The organism is Rhodovibrio salinarum DSM 9154 (assembly GCF_000515255.1).
GTDB lineage: Bacteria > Pseudomonadota > Alphaproteobacteria > Kiloniellales > Rhodovibrionaceae > Rhodovibrio > Rhodovibrio salinarum.
In genome coordinates this window covers 1,353,610-1,379,592 of the sequence record NZ_KI911559.1, presented here as the reverse complement: position 1 = coordinate 1,379,592, position 25,983 = coordinate 1,353,610, and the positions used below count along the sequence as shown (strand labels likewise).

At 67.2% G+C, this 25,983-nt stretch carries 23 protein-coding genes and 1 other RNA gene; 12 read left to right on the top strand and 12 right to left on the bottom strand.

The window, feature by feature from the left end:
- Nucleotides 1-85: 85 nt before the first annotated feature.
- The 4 genes from RHOSA_RS0106400 to hflK form a co-directional block, all read right to left on the bottom strand.
- Complete coding sequence (locus tag RHOSA_RS0106400; protein WP_242468874.1) at nt 86-1,576, bottom strand: DegQ family serine endoprotease; 1,491 nt, start codon at nt 1,574-1,576, stop codon at nt 86-88.
- 256 nt (nt 1,577-1,832) lie between these two features.
- Nucleotides 1,833-2,030: a DUF2065 domain-containing protein gene (locus tag RHOSA_RS0106395; protein ID WP_037255815.1), complete on the bottom strand. Its 198-nt coding sequence runs from the start codon at nt 2,028-2,030 to the stop codon at nt 1,833-1,835.
- A gap of 121 nt (nt 2,031-2,151) precedes the next feature.
- Complete coding sequence (hflC, locus tag RHOSA_RS0106390) at nt 2,152-3,129, bottom strand: protease modulator HflC (protein WP_027288021.1); 978 nt, start codon at nt 3,127-3,129, stop codon at nt 2,152-2,154.
- An 18-nt stretch (nt 3,130-3,147) separates the two neighbouring features.
- Nucleotides 3,148-4,398, bottom strand: a complete 1,251-nt coding sequence (gene hflK, locus RHOSA_RS20900; RefSeq protein WP_081728531.1) for an FtsH protease activity modulator HflK — start codon at nt 4,396-4,398, stop codon at nt 3,148-3,150.
- A 178-nt stretch (nt 4,399-4,576) separates the two neighbouring features.
- Here hflK and apbC point away from each other — a divergent pair, with 178 nt between their 5' ends.
- Nucleotides 4,577-5,788, top strand: coding sequence for an iron-sulfur cluster carrier protein ApbC (gene apbC, locus RHOSA_RS0106380; RefSeq protein ID WP_027288020.1), 1,212 nt, complete (start codon nt 4,577-4,579; stop codon nt 5,786-5,788).
- 85 nt (nt 5,789-5,873) lie between these two features.
- On the opposite strand, the gene RHOSA_RS0106375 is transcribed toward apbC, so the two are convergent.
- Nucleotides 5,874-6,407, bottom strand: coding sequence for a dihydrofolate reductase (locus tag RHOSA_RS0106375; protein WP_027288019.1), 534 nt, complete (start codon nt 6,405-6,407; stop codon nt 5,874-5,876).
- A 99-nt stretch (nt 6,408-6,506) separates the two neighbouring features.
- Here RHOSA_RS0106375 and ssrA point away from each other — a divergent pair.
- From ssrA to RHOSA_RS0106360, 4 genes are all read left to right on the top strand, one after another.
- Nucleotides 6,507-6,911: a transfer-messenger RNA gene (gene ssrA / locus RHOSA_RS24665) on the top strand.
- Nucleotides 6,912-6,980: 69 nt separating this feature from the next.
- Nucleotides 6,981-7,511 (top strand): SspB family protein, encoded by a 531-nt coding sequence (locus RHOSA_RS0106370; protein WP_037255811.1) that lies wholly within the window; start codon nt 6,981-6,983, stop codon nt 7,509-7,511.
- An 80-nt stretch (nt 7,512-7,591) separates the two neighbouring features.
- Nucleotides 7,592-8,116 carry a mismatch-specific DNA-glycosylase gene (locus tag RHOSA_RS0106365; protein WP_037255809.1) on the top strand — a complete coding sequence of 175 codons (525 nt, stop codon included), beginning with the start codon at nt 7,592-7,594 and terminating at the stop codon, nt 8,114-8,116.
- Nucleotides 8,117-8,258: 142 nt separating this feature from the next.
- Nucleotides 8,259-10,265 (top strand): PhoX family protein, encoded by a 2,007-nt coding sequence (locus RHOSA_RS0106360; RefSeq protein WP_322786833.1) that lies wholly within the window; start codon nt 8,259-8,261, stop codon nt 10,263-10,265.
- A 103-nt stretch (nt 10,266-10,368) separates the two neighbouring features.
- Here RHOSA_RS0106360 and RHOSA_RS0106355 read toward each other — a convergent pair whose 3' ends face one another.
- Entirely contained in the window at nt 10,369-10,581 is a 213-nt protein-coding gene (locus RHOSA_RS0106355; protein ID WP_027288015.1) for a hypothetical protein, read from the bottom strand.
- Between the two features lie 81 nt (nt 10,582-10,662).
- On the opposite strand from RHOSA_RS0106355, the gene RHOSA_RS0106350 reads away from it, so the two are divergent.
- The 4 genes from RHOSA_RS0106350 to RHOSA_RS20895 all read left to right on the top strand — a co-directional run bounded on the left by RHOSA_RS0106350 (nt 10,663) and on the right by RHOSA_RS20895 (nt 14,204).
- Nucleotides 10,663-11,307, top strand: coding sequence for an alpha/beta fold hydrolase (locus RHOSA_RS0106350; protein WP_037255806.1), 645 nt, complete (start codon nt 10,663-10,665; stop codon nt 11,305-11,307).
- Nucleotides 11,308-11,666: 359 nt separating this feature from the next.
- Nucleotides 11,667-13,073, top strand: a complete 1,407-nt coding sequence (gene fumC / locus RHOSA_RS0106345; protein ID WP_027288013.1) for a class II fumarate hydratase — start codon at nt 11,667-11,669, stop codon at nt 13,071-13,073.
- A gap of 1 nt (nt 13,074) precedes the next feature.
- Entirely contained in the window at nt 13,075-13,338 is a 264-nt protein-coding gene (locus RHOSA_RS0106340; RefSeq protein WP_037255805.1) for a ribbon-helix-helix domain-containing protein, read from the top strand.
- Nucleotides 13,339-13,643: 305 nt separating this feature from the next.
- Nucleotides 13,644-14,204 (top strand): GAF domain-containing protein, encoded by a 561-nt coding sequence (locus RHOSA_RS20895; protein ID WP_081728530.1) that lies wholly within the window; start codon nt 13,644-13,646, stop codon nt 14,202-14,204.
- Between the two features lie 18 nt (nt 14,205-14,222).
- Here RHOSA_RS20895 and RHOSA_RS20890 read toward each other — a convergent pair whose 3' ends face one another.
- Both RHOSA_RS20890 and RHOSA_RS0106325 read right to left on the bottom strand, forming a co-directional pair.
- Nucleotides 14,223-14,858 carry a DUF6655 family protein gene (locus tag RHOSA_RS20890; RefSeq protein WP_051431874.1) on the bottom strand — a complete coding sequence of 212 codons (636 nt, stop codon included), beginning with the start codon at nt 14,856-14,858 and terminating at the stop codon, nt 14,223-14,225.
- Between the two features lie 77 nt (nt 14,859-14,935).
- Nucleotides 14,936-18,340, bottom strand: a complete 3,405-nt coding sequence (locus tag RHOSA_RS0106325) for an AsmA family protein (RefSeq protein ID WP_027288011.1) — start codon at nt 18,338-18,340, stop codon at nt 14,936-14,938.
- 316 nt (nt 18,341-18,656) lie between these two features.
- On the opposite strand from RHOSA_RS0106325, the gene RHOSA_RS0106320 reads away from it, so the two are divergent.
- Nucleotides 18,657-18,836, top strand: a complete 180-nt coding sequence (locus RHOSA_RS0106320; RefSeq protein WP_027288010.1) for a hypothetical protein — start codon at nt 18,657-18,659, stop codon at nt 18,834-18,836.
- An 82-nt stretch (nt 18,837-18,918) separates the two neighbouring features.
- On the opposite strand, the gene RHOSA_RS0106315 is transcribed toward RHOSA_RS0106320, so the two are convergent.
- The 3 genes from RHOSA_RS0106315 to RHOSA_RS20885 all read right to left on the bottom strand — a co-directional run bounded on the left by RHOSA_RS0106315 (nt 18,919) and on the right by RHOSA_RS20885 (nt 22,367).
- The gene (locus RHOSA_RS0106315; protein ID WP_027288009.1) at nt 18,919-20,310 is read right to left on the bottom strand and encodes an FAD-binding oxidoreductase; all 1,392 of its coding nucleotides are present in this window, start codon (nt 20,308-20,310) and stop codon (nt 18,919-18,921) included.
- Between the two features lie 143 nt (nt 20,311-20,453).
- The gene (locus RHOSA_RS0106310) at nt 20,454-21,764 is read right to left on the bottom strand and encodes a TRAP transporter large permease (protein ID WP_027288008.1); all 1,311 of its coding nucleotides are present in this window, start codon (nt 21,762-21,764) and stop codon (nt 20,454-20,456) included.
- Nucleotides 21,765-22,367, bottom strand: a complete 603-nt coding sequence (locus RHOSA_RS20885; RefSeq protein WP_051432439.1) for a TRAP transporter small permease — start codon at nt 22,365-22,367, stop codon at nt 21,765-21,767. It abuts the gene before it with no gap.
- Between the two features lie 237 nt (nt 22,368-22,604).
- On the opposite strand from RHOSA_RS20885, the gene RHOSA_RS0106300 reads away from it, so the two are divergent.
- Nucleotides 22,605-24,224, top strand: coding sequence for an ABC-F family ATP-binding cassette domain-containing protein (locus RHOSA_RS0106300; RefSeq protein WP_027288007.1), 1,620 nt, complete (start codon nt 22,605-22,607; stop codon nt 24,222-24,224).
- Between the two features lie 21 nt (nt 24,225-24,245).
- On the opposite strand, the gene parA is transcribed toward RHOSA_RS0106300, so the two are convergent.
- Nucleotides 24,246-24,887 carry a ParA family partition ATPase gene (gene parA, locus RHOSA_RS0106295; RefSeq protein WP_027288006.1) on the bottom strand — a complete coding sequence of 214 codons (642 nt, stop codon included), beginning with the start codon at nt 24,885-24,887 and terminating at the stop codon, nt 24,246-24,248.
- Between the two features lie 112 nt (nt 24,888-24,999).
- Between parA and RHOSA_RS0106290 the strand changes: the two genes are divergently transcribed.
- Nucleotides 25,000-25,983: an L-threonylcarbamoyladenylate synthase gene (locus tag RHOSA_RS0106290; RefSeq protein ID WP_027288005.1), complete on the top strand. Its 984-nt coding sequence runs from the start codon at nt 25,000-25,002 to the stop codon at nt 25,981-25,983.

The window sequence follows — 25,983 nt, the reverse complement described above, 5'->3', positions numbered from 1 at the left end:
TTCGCACCCGACATGCAACGCGGCGGCCCCGACCTTCGGGACCGCCGCGTCAACAGACGATCAGGTCTTGCAAAAAGGTCGGCGATCAGCCCAGCCGGACCGCGACCCAGCGGAAGTCACCCTGGTTGTAGACCAAAAGCGTGACCACCCGGTAGCCGCCCTTCCGGGCTTGCTCGATCTTCTGCGCGACCTCGCCCGGGGCGTTCACCTCTTCCTGGTCGACCTCGACGATCACATCGCCGGGAGAAAGCCCCTTCTCGGCGGCGGAGCTGCTCGGGTCGACCTCGGTGATAACCACGCCCTTGGCGTTTTCGTCGAGGCCGAAGCGCTGGCGCGCGTCCTCGTTCAATTCGGCCAGGCCCATGCCCAGCACGCTGCTGGTCTCCGCACCATTCGTGCCGCCGTTCGGCTGGCTCTCCTGATCGCGGAAGCTGGCCAACGCATCCTCGTCCAGCTTGCCAAGGTCGACCTCAACGGTCTCCCGCTCGCCCTTGCGCCAGACCACGACATCGACCTTCTTGCCGATACGTGTCTCGGCGACCATGCGTGGCAACTCACGCATGTCACCGACATCTTTGCCGTCGAACCGCAGGATCACGTCCCCCTGGCGGATTCCGGCATTCTCCGCCGGGCCACCCTCGGAGACGGAGGCGACCAGGGCCCCGCGTGGGTGATCGAGCCGCAACCCCTCGGCCAACTCCTCCGTGACCGACTGGATACGCACGCCCAGCCACGCGCGGCGCACGTCGCCATACTCGCGCAGCTGCTGGACCACGTTCTCCGCGATCTCGCTGGGGATTGCGAAGCCGATGCCGATCGAGCCGCCGGACGGCGAGAAGATCGCCGTGTTGACACCGATCACGTCGCCATCGGTGTTGAACATCGGCCCGCCGGAATTGCCGCGGTTGATCGACGCGTCGGTCTGGATGAAATCATCGTACGGGCCCGCATTGATGTCGCGCGAACGCGCCGAGACGATGCCTGCGGTCACCGTGCCGCCCAGCCCGAACGGGTTGCCGATCGCCAGGACCCAATCGCCGATCCGCGTTTCGGTGCTGTCGCCCCAGGACGCGGCCTTTAGCTTGCGGTCGGTGTCGACCTTCAGCAGCGCCAGATCGGTCTTGTCGTCCCGGCCAACCAGTTCGGCGGACATCGTCGTGTCGTCATGGAAGCGCACCGTGATCTCGTCGGCGCCTTCGATCACATGGTTGTTGGTGACGATATACCCGTCCTCGTCGATGACGAAGCCGGAGCCGAGCGACGACGGCGCGCGGCGCGGCCCCTGTCGGCCCGGCGGCTGTGGTTGCCCCTCGCGCCGACGGTTGAAGAAGTCCTCGAAGAACTCCTCGAACTGACGACGCTGCGGGCTTTCCTCGACCTTCTGGGTGGTGGAGATGTTGACCACGGTGGGCAGCAACGCATCCGCCAGGTCGGCGAAGGAATCTGGACGGTTCTTGGCCTGTACGCCGGCCGGCAGCGCGAGCACCACGGCCAGAAACGCGCCCAACGCCACAGCGGCCAGCCGGGCGAAGCGCGTCCGACGGATCGGCGCATTGACGATGGCAGATGTCTGCAAGGTCATGTCTCCGTTGCACGAGAGCTGTCGGCCGCACGGACGGGAGACCGCACAGCCGAGGTTGTGGCTGCGACACCCAGTTGGGGCCGCTTTCGCGAGCCGCCCGGCGCCGGGGCCCGATGGTCTGGCGTCCCCCCGATCCCGGGTTTTGTCGTGCGGCCAGGAGGCCACGCGCTCAAGGGTGGGCCAGGGATGGCTCGGGTCAAGCTGCCGCATCCCTAGATCGGCTGAGAGTTTGGCCATTCTAGGGCGGTCTCTAGCGTAGCATGTAAAGGAAAAACATGCCGATCAATGCCAACAGCAGACCGCCCCAGCGCAGCGCCTCCGCAGGCAGCTGATCCAATTGCTCAAGCGCGCGGCGCAAGACGCCGGGAAACAGCGACATCGACACCCCCTCGATCACGAGTACGAGGGCGAGCGCAGTCCACAGGTCAATCCAAGCGATATCGGGCATGGCCTCTCAAATGGCCTTCGAGAGCGGGAGCGGTGGGCGACGGGGGCACAAAAAAGAACGGGCCGGGGTCTTGCAAGACCCCGGCCCGTATCGGCTCGACGAAACTGCCAACGCGCAGACGTTAGTTGGCGTTGCTCGCGTTGTTATCCGGCGAGCGCTCGGCCCGCGGGCCCAACGCCGGCTGGTCGGCGGACTGCTTGCCCGCTTCGCGCAGTTCGTTAGACAGCGCGCCCTCCCCGAACATCCGGAAAAACGCGTTGTCCTCAGTCGAGAGGACCAGATAGGAGTTCTTCGCCTGACCCTGGTTGATCGAGCCTTCATAGGCCTGCATCGCACGATAGAAGGCGAAGAAGTTCTCGTCCTGGCCATAGGACTCAGACAGCACCCGGGTACGCTTCGCTTCGCCGCGACCGCGGATAATGTCGGACTCCCGCTGCGCCTCGGCGCGAATCACGGTCGCCTCGCGATCGGCGGAGGCGCGAATGCGCTGCGCCTCCTCCCGGCCCTGGGCACGGAACTCGGCGGCCTCGCGCTCACGCTCGGAGCGCATCCGGGCGTAGACGGCCTCGGACACCTGTTCCGGCAGGTCGGTCCGGCCGATCCGCAGGTCGACGATGTTGATGCCGAAGCGGTTGGACTCCGTGTTCACCTGCTTTTGGATCTGCGCCATGATGTCGTCGCGCTGATCCGACAGGATGCTGGCGAGGTTCACCGTGCCCAACTCGCTCCGCAAGGCGGAGTTGATGATCGAGCCCAGCCGGTCGCGCAGGCTCCGCTCGAACGTCACCGTCTGGTAGAACTTTAGCGGATCGGTGATCTCGTAGCGGGCGAAGGAGTCCACATCGAGCGGCTTCTGGTCGGCCAGCAGCACGCGTTCGACCGGCGGGTCCAGGTCCAGGATGCGCTTCTCGTAGTACAGCACGTCCTGGATGAACGGCACCTTGGCGTTCAAGCCGGGTTCGGAGATCACCCGCTTTGGATCGCCGAACTGCATGACGATCGCCTGCTGCGTCTGGTGCACCGTGAACAGCGCGCTGTACGCCACGATCGCCAGAAGGATCGCAAGTACGCCGCCCGCAATCAAAAAGACGCGGTTCATAATCGATGCCCTCCTGGCTTAGTTCGTCGTGGCGTTGGACGACATGCCGCCGCCCGTCGCCGAACGATTGCGTGACGTGCCCGTCTGATCCGAGGGGTTGTCCCCGGCCATCCGGTTACGCAGCTGGTCAAGCGGCAAGTAAGGGACCGTTCCGCCCGACGAGCCGGCATCCATCAGGACTTTGTCGGTACGCGCGAACACGTTCTGCATCGTCTCGAGGTACATCCGGCGTTTGGTGACATCCGGGTTGACCTTGTAGGCGCTGAGCACCTGGTTGAAGCGCTCGGCCTCACCCTCGGCCTCGTTGATGATCCGCTCGCGATAGGCCTCGGCCTCCTGGATCATCTTCTGCGCCTCACCGCGGGCTTTGGGGATCAAGTCGTTGCGATAGGCCTGCGCCTCGTTGCGCAGCCGGTCACGGTCCTGCAGGGCGCGCTGCACGTCGTTGAACGCGTCGACCACCTGCCCCGGCGGCTGCACGTTCTGCAACTTCAGGCCGGTGACCAGAATGCCGGACTCGTAGTTGCTCAGGATTTCCTGCAGCAGGTCCTTGGTCTTGTTCTCGATCTCCGCGCGCGCCTCGGTCAGGGCGGGTTGAATGTCGGTCCGGCCGATGATCTCGCGCATCGCGGATTCGGCGGCGATCTTCACCGTGCCCTCGGGATCGCGGATATTGAACAGGTACCGCCCGGCGTCCGAGATCTTCCACTGCACCGAAAAATCGATGTCGATGATGTTCTGGTCGCCGGTGAGCATCAGGCTTTCGCCCTCGACATCGCGCTCGCTGGCGGACTGCCCGCCGCCGATCTGGCGGAAGCCGATGTTGATCTGGTTGATCCGCTCGACCGACGGGGTCAGCACCGTTTCGATCGGATAGGGCAAGTGCCAGTTCAGACCCGGCTTCGTCGTGTTCACCCACTCACCGAAGCGCAACACCACGCCTTGCTGATCCGTCTGAACGCGGTAAAAGCCGCTCAGGAACCAGATACCGACCAAGACGGCTGCGATCAGCACGATGCCGCGGCCGCCCAAGCCGCCGCCGGAGCCCGAGCCGCCGGGGATAATCTTTTTCAGGCGCTCCTGGCCCTTACGCACCAGATCGTCGAAGTCCGGCGGACGCTGCCCGCCGCCGCCGAAGGGACCGCCACCGCCATTGTTGCGGCCGCCGCCACCGCCGCCGGAGCCACGGCCGCCCCACGGGCCACCGTTGCCACCGCCGCCGCCGGAACCGCCGCCCCAGGGGCCGCCACCTTGATTCTGCCAAGGCATGTTCTGCTGTACTCCGTGTATCGAATTGCGGGCGTGAGGTTTGGGCAGCAGAAGTTGTGGCCCGATCGGGCTTCACAGGACTCCGCGACTGACCATATCGAACCCTATACGTAACGCGTCGAGCCGACCTCGCAAAACCGGTCACCGGAATATCGGGCGCGAAAGGGAGAATTCAAGCATGAGCGGCGTCACCGAGGAGAGCATCTGGACGGCCCTGCGCAGCGTTCAGGACCCCGAAGCGGGTCAGGATATCGTCAGCCTTCAGATGGTCTCCGGATTGGTCATCAAGGACGGCAACGTCGGATTCGCGATCGAGGTTGATTCGCGCAAGGGCCAGGAGAAGGAGCCGCTGCGCAAGGAGGCCGAAGGTGCGGTGCGGGCGCTCAAGGGCGTCCAGTCGGTCACCGCGGTACTGACCGCGCACGCCCAGGCCCCAGGTAGGCAAGCGCCCGGCAGCGGCCCCACCAGCCAGGGCACCCGCACGCAGACATCGCACGGCCCCCGATCCGGCGGCGCCGGCCAGCCCAACGACTCGCACCAGCAACGTAGCAGCGGCAGCGGCGCGGGCGGCCAGCAGCAGATCGCCGTACCGGGCGTGAAGGCGATCGTCGCCGTGGCTTCCGGCAAGGGCGGAGTCGGTAAATCCACCACCGCCGCCAACCTGGCCCTCGCCTTCCAGCGCCAGGGGCATGCGACCGGCATCCTGGACGCCGACATCTACGGCCCTTCGCAGCCGCGTATGATGGGCGTCTCGGGCCGTCCCGAATCGCCGGACGGCAAGCGTCTGCGCCCGATGGAAGCCTACGGCGTCAAGGTGATGTCGATGGGCTTCCTGGTCGGCGAGGACACGCCGATGATCTGGCGCGGCCCGATGGTGCAGAGCGCCATCCAGCAGATGCTGCGCGACGTCGACTGGGGCGAGTTGGACGTGCTGGTGGTCGACATGCCGCCCGGCACCGGCGATGCGCAGCTCACGCTGGCCCAGCAGGTCCCGCTCGCCGGCTCGGTGATCATCACCACCCCGCAGGACATCTCCCTGCTGGACGCCAAGAAGGGCCTCAACATGTTCCGTAAGGTCGACGTGCCAGTGTTCGGCATGGTCGAGAACATGAGCTACTACCTGTGCCCACACTGCGGCGAGCGCTCGGACATCTTCTCCGCCGGCGGCGGCCGGCGCGAGGCCGAGAAGATGGGCACCGAACTGCTGGGCGAGATCCCGCTCGACATCGTGATCCGCGAGACCAGCGACGGCGGCCAGCCGGTCGTCGTCTCCCATCCGGAGAGCGCGCACGCGCAAGCCTACCTGTCGATCGCCGAGCAGGTCTGGGGCAAGATCACGAACAGCGATCCCGCCACCGCCCGCAAGGCACCCAGCATCAAGATGAGCTAACGGTCGCCGAAGCTGCGTGCGTCACGGGCACCCTCCGTGACGCGCGTCGAATAAGGGCGCGGCGCCGACGGGTGTTAGAAGACCGTCACCCCCGCACCAACTCGATAAAGCTGTAGGGGTGCGGGTTGCGGGCGTCGGCGGCGTGGTCCTCCCGCCAGGTTTCCTGCCAGACCTGCGGGTCCAAGTCCTCAAGGAAGGTGTCCGCGGAAAAGGTGTCGTGCACGCGGGTCAGCAGCACACGATCCGCGAGGGGCAGCGCGCTGCGGAAAATCTGCGCCCCGCCGATCACCATCACCTCCTCGGCCACCTCTTCGGCGTTGCCCTGCGCGGCGCGATCCAGCGCCGCCTCCAGCGAATCCGCCAGCACGGCGTCCGCATACGGCGCGTAGTCCGGCTGACGGGTGACCACGATGTTCAGTCGGCCCGGCAGGCTACGGCCGATCGACTCGTGGGTTTTCCGGCCCATCACCAGCGGATGCCCCATCGTGACCCGCTTGAACCACTTCAGGTCATCCGGCAGACGCCACGGCAGCCCGCCTTCCTGGCCGATTCCCCCCGCCGCGTCGGCGGCGACGACGAGGGTCATGCGCGGACGGACGGGCGAATCGGGAGCGACCATGGCCAAGGCGTCTTTCCTGTCAGAACGAACTATCGCAAACGACCCTAGACGAGCGGCAGCGACCGCGCGAGGCCGAAGCGAGAGCCCTCCTGCGCGGCCACCCTTTAAAAAGGTAAGCCTCTGCCCCACATGGATAAATGTCCGGTCGCACCGGACTATGGGCATAAACGGCACGTTCACTAGCCGTAGCGGACCCGGGGGCAGTACCCGGCGCCTCCACCAACATCACCGACCCGCGTATCGCCGTTCCCCTCTTTCGGCGTTGCACGTCGGGTCGGGCTGCCACCTCATGGGGGCGAACCAGGATCGACGCGCGGCAAAAGACGTGTCTTTGCCCCGGCATGGCATCCGCCGTTATCGGGCCATCCAAGAAGTGCGAACGACAATCGCGCTCCGGTTGCCGCGGCCGCGTAACAGCGCCAAGGCAACCACGGCATAAATCCCTAGTCGGGTCGAGTCCGGCTAGGTGGGGTCTGGGGCTACCTAGCAACAGAAAGCCCCACTTTCATTGCTCCCACGCATCCGCTTTAATAGCCTCCGCCGCAAGCAGACGAGGCGTAGGAAGGATTTGATATGGCCGAAACCGGCGGCTCCGAGGACGACCTGCATTACGACGTGATGGTCGAGAACGCTCTGAGGGGCGTGGTGCGTCAGGCGCTCGCCCAGGTCGCCGAACACGGGCTGCCGGGCGAACACCACTTCTATGTGACCTTCCGCACCGACCATCCCGACGTCGTCATGCCGGATTCGCTAAAGGAGCGTTACCCGCGCGAGATGACGATCGTCCTGCAGTACCAGTTCTGGGATCTGCAGGTCGGCGAGGACGCTTTCCAGGTCACGCTGACGTTCAACAACGTGTCCGAACAGCTGCACATCCCCTTCGAGGCGATCGCCGCCTTCGCCGATCCCTCGGTGCGCTTTGGCCTGCAGTTCGACGCGGGCGAGGACGACGACAGCGAAAACGCGACCCCCGAACAGGCCTCGAACTATCAGGGCAACGCCAGCGAGGCCGGCGGTGCCCCGGAAAAGGCCGAAGGCGGGGACGACGACACCGGTGGCGACGACAACGTCGTGACCCTGGACCGCTTTCGCAAAAAGCAATAGCGCCACGGAACAGGCGCCCACAGGCGACTTTTTCCGAACCATAAGCGCGTCCAGCAGCCACAGTCTGTGACGGGTTCGGCGTGAGCATCCTGCCCGACATTCTGGCACCCGGGCTCGACGTGGTATTCTGCGGCAGTGCGGCCGGCGCCGTCTCGGCGCGCGTTGGTGCGTATTACGCGGGACCCGGGAATCGCTTCTGGCCGACCCTGACACGGGTAGGCCTGACGCCGGTTGAACTGCCGCCCGAACGTTTCCGCGAGCTGCCAAACTACGGTCTGGGGCTGACCGACCTGTGCCAAACGGCCAGCGGCGCCGACGCCGCCCTCCCGGCCGGCGGCGACGACCCGGCCGCCCTCGCCGCCAAGATGCGGCGCTACACGCCGCGTGTGCTGGCCTTCGTGGGTAAGCGCCCGGCCAAGGTCTTTCTGGGCAGCCGCCAAGTTGTAACGGGCCGACAGCCCGAAAGCCCGTTCCCTGACATCGACGTGTTCGTGCTGCCGTCGCCCTCCGGGGCCGCACGGGGAAGCTGGGACCTTGCGCCCTGGCAGGAACTGGCGGCCCATGTCGGTCGGCATCGCTCACACCCGGCGGGTGACACGCCATAACAGCAAGACACCTGGGGTGACCTCCGGGTGTAGACGCCGTCATCAATGCGCAGCACAGGTGTCACCGCTCTGCAAACAACTCGCCTGCACAATCTGGCCGTTAACCACCTGGACAGACAGGCCAGAAACAGGGATTTGCACAATGAGCGATGGTACCCCCCTCTCCCGGGAGCCGGAACAGGATCCGGTCGACCAGGGCTACAGCAGCTCGACGCGGATGGAATTCGCGGAGGATACGCCGTCCTCCCCGCTCGACCGACCGACCATCGGCGAGGTGATCGGCGCGCGCTACGGCCGGCGGGACGTATTGCGCGGCGCGCTCGCGATGACAGCCGTGGCGACCCTGACCGCCAAGACCGGCGGTCTCGTCGGTAGCCAGGCCGAGGCGGCGGAGACCAGCGGTGCCGGTAGCGTCCCCGAATCCGCCTGGAGCTTCCAGTTCCCTGAGTTGGAGGCCGCGGTCGACGAGACCCACCACGTCGCCGAGGGCTACGATGCCGACATCCTGATCCGCTGGGGCGATCCGGTCGCGCCGGGCGCTCCCGCCTTCGACCCGATGCACCAGACCGCCGAGGCGCAGGAACAGCAGTTCGGCTACAACAACGACTTCATCGGCTTCGTCCCGCTGCCCGCAGGGTCCGACAGCGCCGACCACGGACTGCTGTGCATCAACCACGAATACACCAACGAAGAGTTGATGTTCCCCAACTACGAGCAGCCGACGGCGGAGACGGTGGCGATCGAGATGGCCGCGCATGGCCACTCGGTGATCGAGGTGCAGCGCGGGCGCGACGGCAAGTGGAGCTACCGCAAGGACAGCCCGTACAACCGCCGCTATTCGCTGCGCTCGACGGAGATGGCCATCTCCGGGCCGGCCGCCGGCCATCCCCGCCTGCAAACCTCCCACGATTCTTCCGGCACGCGGGTAATCGGCACCGTCAATAACTGCGCCGGCGGCGTGACGCCGTGGAACACGGTGCTGATCGCCGAGGAGAACTTCCACGGCTACTTCAAGGGCGAGAACGCCGACCCGGCTGAAGCGCAGAACCACACCCGCTACGGCGTCCCGGGCGGCTGGTACGCCTGGGCGGATTTTGACGACCGCTTCGACATCGGCAAGGAGCCGCACGAGCCGAACCGGTTCGGCTGGATGGTCGAGTACGATCCCTACGACCCATCGTTCACGCCGGTGAAGCGCACCGCCATGGGCCGCTTCAAGCACGAGGGCGCGGAGACGATCGAGAACAAGGACGGTCGCGTCGTCTCGGTGATGGGCGACGACCAGCGGTTCGACTATGTCTACAAGTTCGTGTCCTACGGCCGGGTCGACCACAACAACCGGACCAACAACTTCGGCCTGCTCGACAGCGGCACACTGTACGTCGCCCGCTTCAACGAGGACGGCACGGTCGACTGGCTGCCGATCGTCTACGGCACCGGGCCGTTGACCCCGGAGAACGGCTTCAACAGCCAGGCGGACGTGCTGATCGAGACCCGCCGGGCCGCCGACCTGCTGGGCGCCACGCCGATGGACCGGCCGGAAGACGTCGCGCCGGACGCTCAGGAGGGCAAGATCTACGTGATGCTGACCTCCAACGAGAAGCGCAAACCGGATGCCACCCACCCGGCCAACCCGCGCGCCGGCAACTCCGCCGGGCACGTGCTGGAGATCGACGTCACCGACGGCGACTTCGCCGGTCTGCAGGACCGCTGGGATATCCTGGTGCTGGCGGGCGATCCGAACGACCCGAACGCCGGCGCCCAATGGGGCAAGGGCACCAGCCAGCACGGCTGGTTCGTCAATCCGGACAACGCCGTGGTCGACCACCGCGGGCGGCTGTGGATCTCCACCGACGGCAACGACCAGGAAACCTCCGGCCGCGCCGACGGTGTCTGGGCGATCGAGACCAAGGGCGATCTCCGCGGCTCCAGCCGCCACTTCTTCCGCTGTCCGGTCGGGGCTGAGATGTGTGGACCGTTCTTTACCCCCGACGACGGCACGCTGTTCGTTGCGGTCCAGCATCCGGGCGATGCCGAGGGCTCGACCTTCGAGAACCCGGTGACCCGCTGGCCCGACTTCGACGACAATCTGCCGGTCCGTCCGGCGGTTGTCGCGATCACGCGGAACGAGGGCGGCCAGATCGGCTAAACGACGGTCCGGCTAAATACGCAAAGGGCCGGCGCCGTGACACGGCGCCGGCCCTGAGCGTTTTGGGGCCGATCCGATACTGCCTCGCCGGTAGGCGCAGGCGCTACGCCTTCTGGCCTGGCGTCCATTTGCGAATGCGCTTCTTGGCACCGACCGCGCCGCCCTTGCCAGCGCCGCGCAGACCGCACGCCTTCGGGCCGCGCGCCTGGACCATCTGCGAGAACTCCTTGAACCGACGGCTCAGTTCACGCTTTTCCTCGTCACTGAGCGCATGGTTGGGTTTACGCGACAGATCGCGCTCGTGGATGTCGTCCATGCCCGTCTCTCCCGGGGTTTGTCGGCGGGTCGGGAACGAGCATCGCGGGCGCGCGGTTAAGATCGCGTTAGGGAGCAGCGGATGACGGCGGAGCCCCCGCAGATCACGTTCGATGGCCCACAGGACGGTCCGGTTCTGGCTCTCGCCCACGGCGCCGGGGTCGGTATGGACAGCCCGTTCATGGCGGCGATGGCGGAGCTTCTGGCCGCACGCGGGGTGCGGGTAGCGCGCTTCGAGTTCGGCTACATGGCCGAGCGGCGGGCGGGTGGCAAGAAACGTCCGCCACCGGCGCAGAATACGCTACTGGCCGAATTCCGGGCGGTCATCGACGCGTTGGGAGGCCCCGGTTCGGTGGTCGTCGGCGGCAAGTCAATGGGCGGGCGCATGGCAAGCCTGCTCGCCGCCGACCAGGAACAGACGGACCAGCCGGTGGCTGGCGTCGTCGCCCTCGGCTACCCCTTCCACCCGCCCGGCAAGCCGGAAAAGCTGCGCACCGAGCACCTGCAGGCGCTTGCCACGTCCATGCTGGTCTGTCAGGGCGAGCGCGACCCGTTCGGCACGGCCGAGGAGGTCGCGACCTACCCGCTGTCGGCGGCAGTTCAGCTCACCTGTCTACCGGACGGCGATCACGATCTGAAGCCGCGCAAATCCTCCGGCTACAGTGCAGAGACAAACTGGGCGACAGCCGCCGACACGGTTGCCGCCTTCCTGCGCGGCCACACCTGATTGCAGCGCAAGAAGGACGTTCTGGAATGGCCGAAGAACCGCCCAAGCGCCCGTTCCGCGTCACCCTGACCAAGCCGCTTGCCGCGGGAACGCTCGCGTTTACTGCCGACGTGCCGCGTTTGGCGAACAAGAGGCCTTCCGCAAGGCGACCGGCCTCTACCACGAGGCGGTACGCGACCTGGGCGAAGCACCGGTGGACTGGAAGTTCGCGTTCGAAGACGCGCAGATTCAAGCGACGTGAAACGCCTGCGCGCCGTCAGGTCAGGCGTCGCCCCTGGCATCCACGCCCGCGAGCAGCTACAACCCCGCCAGGTTAACGCCGGCAAACGAGCCCCACGACAACCGACAAGGCGAGCGTCATGAGCGAGCAAGCCACCCGTACCGAAAGCGATTCGATCGGCGAGATCGAGGTTCCAGCCAGCGCCTACTGGGGCGCACAGACCCAGCGGTCGCTGCAGAACTTCAAGATCGGCGGGGAACGGATGCCGACCCAGGTGGTTCGCGCGCTCGGCATCCAGAAGCTCGCGGCGGCCCGCGCGAATATCAAGCTGGGTCAGCTCGACAAGCGGGTCGGCGATGCGATTTGCAAAGCCGCGCAGGAAGTGATCGACGGCGAACTCGACGATCACTTCCCGCTGGTGGTCTGGCAAACCGGCAGCGGCACGCAGTCGAACATGAACGCCAACGAGGTGATCGCCGGCCGGGCGAACGAAATGCTGGCCGGCACGCGCGGCGGCAAGTCGCCGGTGCACCCGAACGATCACTGCAACTACGGGCAATCGTCCAACGACACCTTCCCCACCGTGATGCACATCGCCGCCGTCCGGCTGATCACGACCGAGACGATCCCGAAGCTGAAGCGTCTGGCCGACGCCCTGCAGGAGAAGGCGAAGGCGTTCGACCAGATCATCAAGATCGGCCGTACCCACCTGATGGACGCGACGCCGCTCACCCTGGGCCAGGAGTTCTCCGGCTACGCCACCCAGGCGGCCTATGCGGTCGCGCGGCTGGAAGGCAGCCTGCCCCGGCTGCGCCAGCTCGCCCAGGGCGGCACGGCCGTCGGCACCGGCCTGAACAGCACCCAGGGCTTCGCCGAGGCATTCGCCGAGGAGGTTTCGGCCATCGTTGGAGAGCGCTTCCAAACGGCGGAGAACAAGTTCGAGGCGCTGGCCGCACACGACGCGGTGGTCGAGGCCTCCGGCGCGGCCAACACCGTGGCGACCTCGCTGATGAAGATCGCCAACGACATCCGCCTGATGGGCTCCGGCCCGCGGTGCGGCTTCTTCGAGCTGCTGCTGCCGGCGAACGAGCCCGGCTCCTCGATCATGCCCGGCAAGGTCAACCCGACCCAGTGCGAAGCGATGACCCAGGTGTGCGCGCAGGTGATGGGCAACCACACCGCCGTCACGGTCGCCGGCTCGAACGGCCACTTCGAACTCAACGTCTTCAAGCCGGTGATGATCTACAACCTGCTGCAGTCCTGCCAACTGCTGGGCGATGCGGCAGAGAGCTTCAACACCAACTGCGTGGCCGGAATCGAGGCGAACGAGGAGCGGATCAACCAGCTCATGCGCGATTCCCTGATGCTGGTGACCGCACTCAACCCGCACATCGGCTATGACAACGCCGCCAAGGTCGCGAAGAAGGCGTTCGCCGAAAGCAAGACGCTGAAGCAGGCCGCCGCCGAGCTGGACCTGCTGAGCCAGCAGCAGTTCGACCAGCTGGTCCGGCCGGAAGAGATGCTGGGCCCGCGCAAGGCGGACTGAGATGGCCGAGGTGCGCGCCGAGGGGGCGCCCACCATCGCGCTCGATCCCGGCGATCAGCGGCTGGAAAAGCATTCGGTCACGTTGTTCCAGCACCGCACCTCGCTCAGCCTGGAACCGCCCTTCTGGGCGGCCCTGCGCCGGCTGGCGGCGGCACGTGGTCAATCCTTGAACGCCCTGATCGCCGAGATCGACGCGGCGCGCAGTGGCAACCTGTCGAGTGCCTTACGCGTCTGGGTGTTGCAGCAGATCTCGGCGGGGCGCTGAACGTCGCCCCGACCAGATGAGTGCAGATGAGTACGCCAACGGTCCCTACCTGATCGGCGGGCGTTCCACGCCGCCGTCAAACGGCACGTAGACGACCGGACTGCGGCCAGCCATCAATTTTTCCGCAAGCACACCCGGGCTCGCGATACCTGCCAGCGCACCGGATGCCGGTCAGGTCCCAGCCACTATCCGTTCGGACAGGCAACACATACCCCAGTGCGTGTGAACGTCTGAAGATTTTGGGGTAGTTTCCTACCTACAGTTTTCGATGCAGCTCGGCTGATAACGACTGGAGAGCTATAGGTATGCCAGAAACCCGAACGGCCCCGCCGTTACCGACGGACGAGGCGCACCGGCTTGCTGCGCTACGCCGTGTTCGGATGCTGGATACGCCGCGCGAGCTTGCGTTCGACCGCTTGACCCGCCTGGCCGCGCGCGTCGGTGGGGTTCCCATGGCGGCGATCGCGTTCCTGGACCGCGACCGCAACTGGTTCAAATCCTCCATCGGTTTGCCGGTTTCCCAGGTGCCGCGCGATCAGGCGTTCTGCGCCTTCACGATCGCCAATGGCAGCCCCTTGATCGTCCCCGACGTTGCCGCGGATCGGCGGTTCGACGAGATGGTTCAGGGCGAACACGCCCGCGGTATCGGCTTCTACGCCGGTGTGCCGGTGCGCAGCCCGGACGGGGCCAACGTCGGCACGCTGTGCCTGCTGGCGCCAGAACCACGCCCGACGTTCAGCAACGACGACCGGGCCAACCTGCGCGACATCGCCCGCCTGGTGGAGGACGAAATCAGCCGTCACGCGGAAGGCGACCTGCCCATCGCGGCCGACAGCAAGGAAATCGGCTGGCAACCCTGGTTGTAAGGGGCCCCGCGACGCGCGTTATTTGGTCTTGCGCGCCGGATCCGGCCCGGAGACCGGGGGATCGATGGGCACATCATCCGGCTGGGTGTTACGCACATCCCAGGCAATACCGACGATGTGATTCCGGTCGAGCCAAGATAGGCCATAAACCGGCCCGACTTCCCGGATCAGCCCGCCGTCGGCGTGGTAGACGGTCGCCGCGAACTTGGCGATGCCAGTACGGTCCAGTTCCTTCCACAACGCAAGTTCGGGCGTTTCCAGCGAGGTCGTTGTCGGAACCGGAATCTCGATCGCGGGAAAGCCCACCAGAAAGTCCCGGCGCGTGGTCGACAGCGCGCCCGAACGCACCTCAACGATCACCTCGGCATCGCCCCTGTTGCTGACGAGGTGCGCGCCCTGCGCCAGCAATGCGGAACGTAATGCGCCAACTGCATAGGCGCGGTCGTAGGAGTCGAAGTAGCGGCCATCCAGGTAAACCCGGCTGCCGTCGTCAAGGCTGAACTCCATCCGCTTGATCGCCTCGTCCGCGGCCGTCGACAACAGCAGTTGCTCGTTCGCGCCGCGTTCGGGCTCGGTGCGACGTATGTCCGTGCAGCCGGCGATCATGAGGGCTAGCAAGGCGAACACGACGGCGCGGGCCGCAGTCGCGGTCATAGGCGCACTCCTTGAGATTGCGGATGGGTGGGCCGCCGGTTGGGGGCTAATTTACCAGCAGCACTTGGAGACTAGGCTCAGGGCTCGCTTTGCAATTGGTCGAGGACGCCGCGGATGATTTCCTCCGCGCGCTTGGGCGCCTGGCCGCCGTTCGCCGCAGACGTATCGTCCGACGGCTGTGCGCCAGCCTCGTCTCCGGCAGGTTCCCCCGAGCTATCGTCGGCTTCCGGCGCGGCGTCCCCGGTCTGCTGTTGACTCTTACCGGGCGTCAACTGGTCCCGGAAGGCGCCGCCGGTGATCGCGACGTTGGGCGCATCCAGCGACCCCGTCTGGCGGGTCACGACGAAGGGGGCATCGGGCGCGTCCTTCGCACGGAACAACTCGGTCGTCAGGTCCAGGCGCCAGGTCGGCAGGTTGATCTGCCCACGCGTCTCGGCCCGGCCTTCCAAGCCATCGAGCGTCAGATCGGAGGTGGTCATGATCCCCTCGGCGATGGCGAAGGTACCGGCCAGCTTGGCACGTTCCTGGGTGAAAGCCATGCCGACAAAGTCCAGGGCCCGGGTCAGACCGCCGATCTTCACCTCCGCCCCGAAGGCATCGCCCAGCATATTGGAGAGACGCTGCCCCATCCGACCGTCAGGCGCGCCATTCTGTTCCAGCAATTGGCCGGCCTGCGGCCCCAGGAACAGTTGTGGTTCGACCGTCACGCGGCCAGACAGTTCGCCTTGCCCGGTCAGACTTCCGATCATCGCATTCGGACTGGCGCCTTTGGCGTTCAAATCCGCATTCAGGTCGATCGGCCCGTCCAAGGCCTGGACCCCGAACAGATGCGCCAGCAGCGGGCTGCTGGCGACCTGCTGCGCCTCAATCACGAGCGACAGCGCCGCGGTATCGCGCGCATCGAGCGTGCCGTTGGCGCGCAGATCGCCGCCGAAAAGCGTGCCTTGCAGCCGATCCAGATCGAGGACGCCGTCGGTCAAGGTCGCAGCCAGCTCGGCGTCTTCGAGCCGGCTATCATCGGGCAGAACGAGCGCGTCGCTCGCCAGGGTCAGGTCCAGATCGACCCCGGTCAGGGCAGCCAACGGCAGCGGCTGCGCCGACCAGCGGGCGCCGGTTGCCGTACCGTCCTCGCCGACGTCTTCCGACGCCGGAGTTTGCGCGCCGGCCCCCGCGGCCGCGAAAGCCGCAAGCGGCAGCTCGCCCGTCTCCAGATTGGCCGTCAGGCGCGGCCGGTCACCGGCGAGGTCGAGCGAAACCGGACCCTCGACCGTCACCGGCCCGATCCGCCCCGTCAGGTTATCCGTGCTGAAGCTGCGCGTCGTCCCGGCGAGCCGGGCGGTCAGGTCGAGCGCGCCAGCCTCTTGCCGCAGCCGGGGCAGCCCTGGCGCCTGCTCGGTGAACGCACGCAGGCTGTCATGCTGCAAGGCGAGCACGAGGTCGAAGGCCATGGGGGCGGCCAGCGGTTCGATCTGTCCCTGGAAGGTCGCAGTGCCGCCCAGCGCGGTCAGCGTGCCATCGACCTTGGCGTCGGCTACCCCGCCTTGGGCGGTGCCGGTCAGCGCGACCGGACCGACCCCGGCTGGAACCGAGTCCGACAGGCCGGCCACCCCGGCAAAGCGCGACAGGTTCTGCACGTCCAGATCGACGTTGAAGTCGAGCTGCGGATCGAGCCCCACCAGTTCGCTGAGTTTGCCATCCAGGCGTACGGCCGCGCCGGCGAGATTGCCGACCGAAGCCTCGCGCACCGTCAGCGCCTGGTTGTGCAGGGTCGCATCCAGCCTGACGTCTCGCGCCGTGGTGCCGGCGTAGGTCAACTGACCCGCGCGCAGGTCGAAGTTGGCATCGAAACCGCCCAGCCAGCCGAGCGGCGGGCCAGCATCTTCGCCCGTTTGGCGCCCGCCCGCGTCACCAGATGGCAAGTAGGCGTCGAGGTTCAGCTTGTCGACAGTCAACCCGATGCCAAATCCCGGACGCTGGCGCAACGCGATCGCCACACCGCCCTGCACCTGCGCGGTGTCGACGTCCAAGTCGACGTTGGTGAGCGTTACCTGCCCGGGACGCGCCTGCAGATCGGCCAACAGCTCCATCCGGCGCAGGCGATCTTCTGATACGCGCTCGACCTGTACGCCCAGCCAGTCCAGCATGCCGCGCAGGTTGTCGGAAGCGGTCTCCAGCCGGCCATCGAACACCGGCCGGCCATCCTGCGCGGCAAGCGTGCCGAACAGCGCGAGATCGCTGGACCCGGGCAGCAGCGCCATCGCCTGATTGAGCGTGACCGTACCGTCGGCCAGGACAGCGTTCGCCCGGCCCTGCCGGATCACCCGGTCATGATACAAGATCGCGCCGACGTTCACATTGAGCTCAGCCTGCACATCCTGCGGCAGGGAGAAGGCGTCGCCGTCGGATCCGCGTGAGCCCTCGCCATCGACGCCGGCGTCGGTGTCACGCTGCATGGCGAGCAGACGGTCGAGGTCCAGACGCTGGATCGTGAGGTCGGCGACCGCTTCGGTACGCTCGCTCTCGTCCGCGGTCGGGAGGGTGACCTGCAATCGTCCGTCCGCGCCCGTGTCGCCGAGCTGTAGCGAGAGGTTTTGCGCCTTCAGCGTATCAGCGTCGAGCGTCAGCTGGCTCTCGCTGGAAAACGTCTGGGCCAGCTGCGGCGGATAGCTCCCGGCCGCACGCCCGGTGATGCGGGCCAGCGTGTCCGCAAGACTGCTGCCCCGCGCCTCCAGGTCGCCCTGAAGCCGTACCGCGTCCCCCGTCGACAGCGCGCCGCCGAGTTCGGCGTATGCATCCGTCCCGTTCAACTGGACCCGCAGGCTGTAGGGCGCCGGACCGCCGGTGTTCAGCTGCCCCAGTTCTCCCTCGAAGCTCAACGGCACGCCATTCGCGCTCAGGCTGCCCTGCGCTTGCAGTGGGCCCGAAAGCGACTGCGCGGACAGTCGCGCGTCGATTCCTGTGACCTGCCGGTCGATCCCGGCTGCGGCATCGACGAAGCGCAGTGTGCCATCGACAACGCGCACGCTTTGCAGGCTGACCTGCCCCAGGAGCCCGCGATCGAGCGGGCCGCCGTCGCCTGTCGCCGGACCATCGCCATCGCGGAAGCGCCAGTTGGCCCGGCCGGCGGCGGTGCGTTCCAGCAACACCCGTGGCTCGACCAGCACCAGCTGCTCGACCTTGACCTGCCCCTGAAGCAAGGGCGCAAGGGCGACGCGCACGCGCAAGTCGGCAATCTCCGCCATCGCCTGTTCACGCCCACCCGCGACGTTGGCAAGCGTCACCTGCTGGGCGGAGAAAGCGGGGCTGGGTAGCAGCGACAGGCTGACCGACCCGCCGACCGTGATGTTGCGTCCGGTCGCCCGCTCGACCTGCTGGGCCAGCTGGTCCTTATACGCGTTCCAGTCGATCAGGCTCGGCAGGAGCAGCACCGCCGCCACCAACAGCAGGACAACGGCGAGCAGGGCGTAGAGCAGCTTCTTCAACGCGTGACCTTCTGTCGCGCACGACGTGCGTCTGGGCGGGCGTTAGCATCATCGCGCGACCGGCCCGGCGGCCGGCCGCAAAGCATGCGTGCGAGAGCAAGGCCGCGACAGGACGTCTTCCCGTTCCCGGGACCCCGCCCGGCGCGGGCGTTTCCGTTGCACCCGGCAGCGTACGCGCTAAGCTAATGAAAGACGGCGGCAACGGCAAACGCTGCCACGCAGATGCAGGCGTTTGCTGGCCAGAACACCGGTCTTGGGAAGATCGCCGGCCCGGAAATTGGGGCCGGACACGTGCGACAGGATGGGCAGGCGAACCATGGGTGAGTTGATCGACCTGGATGCCTATCGCCGCCGCAAACAGCGCGGCCTCCCCCGTCTCGCCACCATCCGCGATCCGGACAAGGCCAACGGTCCCCGCCCAGCGGAAAACCCACGCCCGAGATTTCCCAAGCTACCCGAGCCCCCCGACGATCCTGATCCGCCGGAGCCGGCGTAACGTCCCGGGAATCGCGCGGACGCGACCCCACACACCTCCGATTGCAATACCGAGGGGCACACCTCCTAAGGCAGGCCCCAGACTACCCGTCCAGGCGCACGATCTTGCCCGGGTTCAGGATGTTGGCGGGATCGAGGGCGCGCTTGATCGCGGCCATCGTGGGTAGCAGATCCGGGTGCTCCTGCTTTAGCAGGTCGATCTTGCCGTAACCAATGCCGTGCTCGCCGGTGCAGGTGCCCGCCATGCGAAGCGCACGGGCGACCAGGCGCTCGTTCAGGGCCTGGGCGCAGGCCATCTCCGCGTCGTCGCTCGGGTCGATGACAAATACAAGATGGAAGTTACCGTCGCCGACGTGGCCCACGATCGGCGCAATCAGACCGGACTCCGCGATATCCTGCTTGGTCTCGGTGATACACTCGGCCAGGCGCGAGATCGGCACGGCGACGTCGGTCGGCCAGCCTTTCGAGCCCGGCTTGAGCCCGAGCGCCGCGTAGAAGGCAGCGTGCCGCGCGGCCCACAGCTTGGAGCGTTCCTCCGGCCGGGTCGCCCAGGCGAAGTCGGTGCCCCCGCACGCCTGCGCCAGCTCGCCGGTGCGCTCCGCCTGTTCGCTCACGCCCGCCTCGGAGCCGTGGAACTCGAAGAAGATCGTCGGCTGCACCGGGTAATCAAGACCGCTGTAGCGGTTGCAGGCATCCATCTGCACCTCGTCCAGCAGTTCCATGCGCGCCACCGGGATGCCGGACTGGATCACCATCTGCGCCGTCTCGACCGCACCTTCCAGCGTCGGGAAAGAACAGACGGCCGAGGAGATCGCCTCCGGCTGCCCGCTCAGACGCAGCCGCACCTCGGTGATCACCCCCAGCGTGCCCTCGCTGCCCACCATCAGGCGGGTCAGGTCGTAGCCGGCGCTCGACTTGCGCGCCCGTCCGCCGGTGCGCACCACTTGGCCGTCGGCCAGCACGACCGTCAGCCCGATCACGTTCTCCCGCATGGTGCCATAGCGCACCGCGTTGGTGCCGCTGGCGCCCGTCGCGGCCATCCCGCCGAGAGTGGCGTTGGCGCCGGGATCGATCGGGAAAAACAGGCCGGTATCACGCAGGTAATCGTTGAGCTGCTTGCGGGTCACCCCGGCCTGGACGGCGCAGTCCATGTCCTCGGCATTGACGTCCAGCACCGCGTTCATCCGCGACAGGTCGAGGCAGACCCCACCCGACAGCGCGGCGACGTGCCCCTCCAGCGAGGTGCCGGCGCCGAACGGGATCACCGGCTTGCGATAGCGTGCGCAGATCGCTACCAGCTGCGCCACTTCCTCCGTCGTCTCGGGAAAGGCGACAGCTTCCGGCGGTTGCCCATCGTGGTAGCTCTCGTCCTGGCCGTGCTGTTCCAGATGGGCTGTCGCCGTGCTCAGCCGCGCGCCCAGGACATCCGCCAGTTCGTCCAGCCACCCGCGCTTCAGCGCCGCATCCGCGTTCATCACCGTGCCTCCCCTTCGTGCTCGCGATCGGCGGCTTGTCGCACGCCGCCTTGGATACTGGCAGGCCCCTTCCCTCTTCCTTGAAGGGAGGGCCTCTCTGCGAAAAATGTATCGCACCCGGCCGGAAGCTTATCAGCCGGCCATCAGTTCTGCATCTGGGCCATCAGATCCGGCAGCCAGAGCGCCAATTGCGGGAAGGCAACCAGCAGCACGACGCCCAGCACCAGGATGCAGAAAAACGGCAAGGCGGCCTTGGCGACCTGCAGAATGTTGCGGCCGGTGAGCCCCTGCAGGACGAACAGGTTGAAGCCGACCGGCGGCGTAATCTGCGACATCTCCACCACGACGACCAGGTAGATGCCGAACCAGATCCGGTCGATTCCAGCGGCCTCCACCACCGGCAGGATCACGGCGGTGGTCAGGACCACGAGCGAAATGCCGTCCAGAAAGCAGCCGAGCACGACGAAGAACACCGTCAGCGCCGCCAGCAGGCCGTAGGTCGACAGCCCCTGGGTCGCGATCCATTCCGCCAGCATACGCGGGATGCCGGTGAAGCCCATCGCGCTGGTCAGGAAGGACGCGCCGGCCAGGATAAAGGCGATCATGCAGGAGGTGCGCGTCGCCCCCATCAGCCCGTCGGCGAAGGACTTGCGGGTCAGGGTGCCGGACAGCCAGGACAGCAGCAGCGCCAGGAACACGCCGACGGCGGCCGCGTCGGTCGGGCTCGCGATGCCGACGTAGATGCTGCCGATCACGCCCACGATCAGCAGTACCACCGGAATCAGGCGGCGCGACTGCCAGATCCGCTGTCGTAGCGGCACCGCCGGGTCGCGTGGCGGCGTGCGCTCGGGATGCAGCGTCGACCACAGCGCGACGTAGCCCATGAACAGCACCACCAGCACCAGTCCCGGCAGAATGCCGGCGACGAACAGACGGGCGATCGATTCCTCGATCGCGACGCCGTAGACGATCAGGATGATCGACGGCGGAATCAGCAGTCCCAGCGTGCCGGAGCCCGCCAGCGTGCCGATCGACATCGTCTCGTCATAGCCGCGCCGGGTGAGTTCGGGCAGGCTCATCCGCCCGATCGTGGCGGCGGTCGCCGCGCTGGAGCCGGACACGGCGGCGAAGATCGAGCAGCCCAGAATATTCACGTGCATCAGCCGGCCCGGCATCCGCCCCATCCAGGGCGCCAGGCCGCCGAACAGGTCCTCCGACAGGCGCGAGCGGAACAGGATCTCGCCCATCCAGATGAACAGCGGTAGCGCCGCCAACGCCCAGGAGTTGGAGGCGCCCCAGACGCTGGTGGCGAGCACCCGGCCGACCGGTGAGCTGGTAAAAAGCTCCATCGCCACCAGCCCGACGCCGAACAGCGAGAAGGCGACCCAGACGCCGCTGCCAAGCAGCGCGAACAGCACGACCACCAGCAGGATACCGAGCCAGACCTCGCCCATCTAGCGGCGCTCCCCCTGCGCCGCCGCGCGGTCGCTCTCGCGCTCGGCCTCGCCGACATGTTCCAGGATGCCGACGTTGGCGCGCTCGTGCGCCGGCGTGCGGCCGCTGAGCGCGACCACGAGCTCGTCCAGCAGCGCGATCGTCAGGACCCCGCCGCCCAGCACCAGCGCCCCCTGCGGGATCCAGATCGGGATCGCGACCATGCCGGTCGACATGTCGCCGAAACGGTAGGAGTCCGAAACCAGCCCGAAGGTGTGCCAGGTGAAGAAGCCGGCGATCGACAGCCCGACCAGGATGCACCAGACCTCGACCACCTGCCGGGCCTTCGGGCCCAGGAACTGGATCGCCAGCGTCACCCGGATGTGCGCGCCGCGCTTGAGGGTGTAGGCCAGCGCGAAGAAAGTCGCCGCGGTCAGGAAAAAGCCCGCGAAGTTGGCGTAGGACGGCACCACCAGCCCGAACGGCGCGCCCAGAACCAGGCTCGCGAGCTGGTCGAGCAGGTTCGCCCCCACCTGCGCCAGCACGACGAGCGCGATGGCGCAGATGAACGCCGCCGCGATCGCGCCGGAGAGAGCGTATAGCCGGTCGAGGAAAGTGCGCATGACGGCCCGGAGCGTGGCCGGAACGCCGCCAAGGTTCAAGAGCGCACGTGCGTCGTTCGAGTCACCACAAATAACATGCAAGCGCCGTGTCGACTTCGCTCCACGTCAGCTTTGCGTCGACGCGCCAACCGTCTTTCCATATGCTGGTGAGCGTTACCGCAGGCAGGAGTTGCATCAACATGGATCAGAATCTCGCCGCTTTCGCCCCGCCGATGCTGCTGCGAGAAATTCTGCCCCATGCCTGCCTCTGTCACGCTTTGCAATCTTTCTTGGTCCGCGCCTGACGGCACTGCCGTCCTCTCCGACCTCAATTTCAGCTTCGCCGCCGAACGCACGGGTCTCGTGGGCCGTAACGGCAGCGGCAAGACCACCCTGCTCCGACTGATTACGGGAGACTTGGCGCCGAGCACCGGTAACGTGACACGCACCGGAACCGCAGGCCTGTTACGTCAGTCCCTCCTACCAGAGGCCTCCGATACAGTTGCCGACCTTTTTTTTGAGGTGAGCTCGGCGCTGGAGTTGATCAATCGCGCCGAAGTGGGGCGGGCCAGTGTCGAGGAGCTGGCCGAGGCCGACTGGACACTACCCGCCCGAATGGAGCGCGCGCTGCACCGCTGCGGCCTCGCAGTCGACCCTCAGGCCCCCTTGCTTGGACTTTCCGGCGGACAGCGGACTCGCGCCAGACTCGCAGCGCTGCTCTTCGCGGAACCGGACGTCCTGATGCTCGACGAGCCAACGAACGATCTCGACCGAGCAGGCCGCGTCGCGGTGATCGATATTCTGCGTGATTGGCGCCAAGCCGCCATCGTTGTCAGCCATGACCGCGAGTTGCTCGAGGAAATGGACGCTATCGTGGAGCTCTCGAATCTGGGCGCAAGACGCTACGACGGCGGCTACAGCGCTTATCATACCCAGAAACAGGAGAAGCTTGCGGCGGTACGCCAAGACCTTGCCGATGCGGAGAAGGCACGCGCCGAACAGAAACGACGCGCGCAGCAAGCAGCCGAGCGCAAAGCCCGCAAGGACAGCCGCGGCCGCAGAAGCCGGACAAAGGGCGACCAACCGAAGGTCCTGATGGATGCACGGAAGGAGCGGGCGGAAGGCTCCGACGGCACCCATGCGCGGCTGCGGAATGACCGGCGCGTAGCGGCTGAAGCGAAGGTCTCGGAGGCCCGCGAGAAGGTTGAAGTCGTCGAGCCCCTGACCATGGAGATCGCGCCGACCGGCCTACCACGCTCGCGCACCGTGCTACGGCTCGAGGGCGTCAGTGGCGGCCCCGATCCGGACCGGCCCATCATCCGCAACCGGTCACTGGTGATGACGGGTCCCGAGCGGATCGCCGTCACCGGACCGAACGGGAGCGGCAAGACCACGCTTCTTAACCTCGTGGCCGGCCGCCGCGCGCCTGATGCCGGCACCATCCGACGCGAGGTGGCCACAGCCTACCTCGACCAGGACGTTGGGTTCCTTGTCCCGGAACTGTCGCTCCGGGAAAGTTTCTGTCGCCTCAACCCGGAGGCGAACGAAACCGAGTGTCGAGCTGCGCTGGCGCGCTTCCGGTTCCGCTCGGACGAGGCTCTTCGGCTGATCAACTCTCTCAGTGGCGGAGAGCGCCTGCGCGCAGGGCTCGCGTGCACCATCGGGCGATCGGAGCCGCCCGCCCTACTGATCCTCGACGAACCGACCAACCACCTCGATCTCGACGGGATTGAGGCCTTAGAAGCCGCGCTCACCAGTTACGACGGCGCGCTCCTCCTGGTAAGCCACGACGAGGCGTTTCTGGATCGCCTTCGCATTGACCGCAGGGTCTCGTTGGGGGAACAGCCTGGCAGTTTCGTGTCCTTGGGGCGAACTTAACCGACCGGTCCCAGCACCGTCTCACGCGCCCGCGCGCACCAGCAGTTCCTTGGCCAGCGCCTTGATCTCGCGGGCGGCTTTGCCGGTCGGCGAGACCTCGCCGACCGAGCGGCCTTCGGACAGCGCGCTGGCGAAGACCACGCGGTTGCCGATCTGCGCCTCGGCCTGTTCGCCGCCGAGCGCATCGAGTTCCGCCTGCATCGCATCGGTCAGCTTGGCGCGTGGCGGCACGCGGTTGAGCACCAGCAGGACCGGGCTCTTTTCCTCGCGCGCCAGTTCGATCGTCGGCCGGGTCGCCCAGACGTCCATCGGCGAAGGCTGAACCGGCACGATCACCAGGTCCGCCGCACGGATCGCCACACGCGCTTCCGTCTCCATGTGCGGCGGGCTGTCGATCAGCACGATGTCATGGTCGCCCGCCAGCTTGTCGACTTCCGCACGCACCCGCCAGCCCTTGATCTGATTGACCAGCAGGCCGGCGCCGGCGTCGCCCTGTGCGGCCTCGCGCACCCGGAACCAGGCGGTCAGCGACATCTGCGGGTCGATGTCCACCACCGCCACGCTATAGCCCTGCGCGGTCCAGGCAACGGCCAGGTGCGCGGCCAGCGTCGTCTTGCCCGCCCCGCCTTTCTGCTGGGCGATCGTGAAGACCTTGGCGCCCATGCGTGGGTCCCCCCTATATCTTGCGTGCAGTGTGCCTGCACCCGCCGCGCGCGACAAGCACGCCTCGCGGGGTTTCGCCCGGCCCGCGCGCCACCTACACTCCGCCGCCGCCATGACCGACGCCGTCCACCGCCCCGAACTCGCCGATGCGACCGATCCCCGTGCGCTCGCCCACGCGGCGGAGTTGCTGCGCACCGGCGGCCTTATCGCCTTCCCGACCGAGACGGTCTACGGCCTGGGCGCGGATGCGACCGACGCGCGCGCGGTCGCCCGGATCTACGAGGCGAAGGGCCGACCCAGCTTCAATCCCCTGATCAGCCATTGCGCCGACGCCGAGGCCGCGTTCGCCGAAGGCAGGTTCGACGCTCGCGCCCGCGCACTCGCGACGCGCTTCTGGCCGGGCCCGTTGACGTTGGTGGTCCGCCGCGCGCCGGACAGCCGGATCGCGGACCTGACCGCCGCCGGGCTCGACACGCTGGCGCTGCGCGTGCCGGGCAGCGAGACCGCCCGGCGTCTGCTGACGCTAACCGGCCGTCCGGTCGCCGCGCCCAGCGCCAACCGCTCGGGGTCGATCAGCCCGACCACGGCGCGGCATGTCGCCGACAGCCTGGGTAATGCGGTCGACCTGATCCTGGACGGTGGCCCTTGCCCGGTCGGGGTCGAATCCACCGTAATCGATCTCTCCGGCGACCGCCCCGCCCTGCTACGCCCCGGCGGCCTGCCGCGCGAGGAGTTGGAGGCGGCGGCCGGGCCGCTGCGCGACCCCGCAAGCGATCCCGACGCGCCAACCAGCCCGGGCCAGCTCGCCAGCCACTACGCCCCTAACGCCCGCCTGCGCCTGAACGCGACCGACCCATCAGCCGACGAGGCGCTGCTCGCCTTCGGCCCGGAGGTGCCAGGCGGCGCCAAGGCGACCTTGAACCTGAGCCCGACCGGCGATCTGCGGGAAGCAGCGGCGAACCTGTTCGCCCAGCTGCACGCCCTGGACCGCCCGGACATCCGCGGCATCGCCGCGATGCCGGTGCCGGAAACAGGCCTGGGCGCCGCGATCAACGACCGCCTGCGCCGCGCCGCCGCGCCACGGGGATACGACTGA

What these genes read in the sequence shown, in the direction of transcription:
- RHOSA_RS0106370 (WP_037255811.1), top strand. Translation starts at nt 6,981, where the DNA reads ATGGCCGAAACCGGCGGCTCCGAGGACGACCTGCATTACGACGTGATG.
- RHOSA_RS0106310 (WP_027288008.1), bottom strand. Translation starts at nt 21,764, where the DNA reads ATGGGCGAGGTCTGGCTCGGTATCCTGCTGGTGGTCGTGCTGTTCGCG.
- RHOSA_RS0106320 (WP_027288010.1), top strand. Translation starts at nt 18,657, where the DNA reads ATGGGTGAGTTGATCGACCTGGATGCCTATCGCCGCCGCAAACAGCGC.
- RHOSA_RS0106375 (WP_027288019.1), bottom strand. Translation starts at nt 6,407, where the DNA reads ATGGTCGCTCCCGATTCGCCCGTCCGTCCGCGCATGACCCTCGTCGTC.
- RHOSA_RS0106290 (WP_027288005.1), top strand. Translation starts at nt 25,000, where the DNA reads ATGACCGACGCCGTCCACCGCCCCGAACTCGCCGATGCGACCGATCCC.
- fumC (WP_027288013.1), top strand. Translation starts at nt 11,667, where the DNA reads ATGAGCGAGCAAGCCACCCGTACCGAAAGCGATTCGATCGGCGAGATC.
- RHOSA_RS20895 (WP_081728530.1), top strand. Translation starts at nt 13,644, where the DNA reads ATGCCAGAAACCCGAACGGCCCCGCCGTTACCGACGGACGAGGCGCAC.
- RHOSA_RS0106315 (WP_027288009.1), bottom strand. Translation starts at nt 20,310, where the DNA reads ATGAACGCGGATGCGGCGCTGAAGCGCGGGTGGCTGGACGAACTGGCG.
- RHOSA_RS20890 (WP_051431874.1), bottom strand. Translation starts at nt 14,858, where the DNA reads ATGACCGCGACTGCGGCCCGCGCCGTCGTGTTCGCCTTGCTAGCCCTC.
- RHOSA_RS20885 (WP_051432439.1), bottom strand. Translation starts at nt 22,367, where the DNA reads ATGCGCACTTTCCTCGACCGGCTATACGCTCTCTCCGGCGCGATCGCG.
- hflK (WP_081728531.1), bottom strand. Translation starts at nt 4,398, where the DNA reads ATGCCTTGGCAGAATCAAGGTGGCGGCCCCTGGGGCGGCGGTTCCGGC.
- parA (WP_027288006.1), bottom strand. Translation starts at nt 24,887, where the DNA reads ATGGGCGCCAAGGTCTTCACGATCGCCCAGCAGAAAGGCGGGGCGGGC.
- RHOSA_RS0106360 (WP_322786833.1), top strand. Translation starts at nt 8,259, where the DNA reads ATGAGCGATGGTACCCCCCTCTCCCGGGAGCCGGAACAGGATCCGGTC.
- apbC (WP_027288020.1), top strand. Translation starts at nt 4,577, where the DNA reads ATGAGCGGCGTCACCGAGGAGAGCATCTGGACGGCCCTGCGCAGCGTT.
- RHOSA_RS0106300 (WP_027288007.1), top strand. Translation starts at nt 22,605, where the DNA reads ATGCCTGCCTCTGTCACGCTTTGCAATCTTTCTTGGTCCGCGCCTGAC.
- hflC (WP_027288021.1), bottom strand. Translation starts at nt 3,129, where the DNA reads ATGAACCGCGTCTTTTTGATTGCGGGCGGCGTACTTGCGATCCTTCTG.
- RHOSA_RS0106395 (WP_037255815.1), bottom strand. Translation starts at nt 2,030, where the DNA reads ATGCCCGATATCGCTTGGATTGACCTGTGGACTGCGCTCGCCCTCGTA.
- RHOSA_RS0106340 (WP_037255805.1), top strand. Translation starts at nt 13,075, where the DNA reads ATGGCCGAGGTGCGCGCCGAGGGGGCGCCCACCATCGCGCTCGATCCC.
- RHOSA_RS0106355 (WP_027288015.1), bottom strand. Translation starts at nt 10,581, where the DNA reads ATGGACGACATCCACGAGCGCGATCTGTCGCGTAAACCCAACCATGCG.
- RHOSA_RS0106350 (WP_037255806.1), top strand. Translation starts at nt 10,663, where the DNA reads ATGACGGCGGAGCCCCCGCAGATCACGTTCGATGGCCCACAGGACGGT.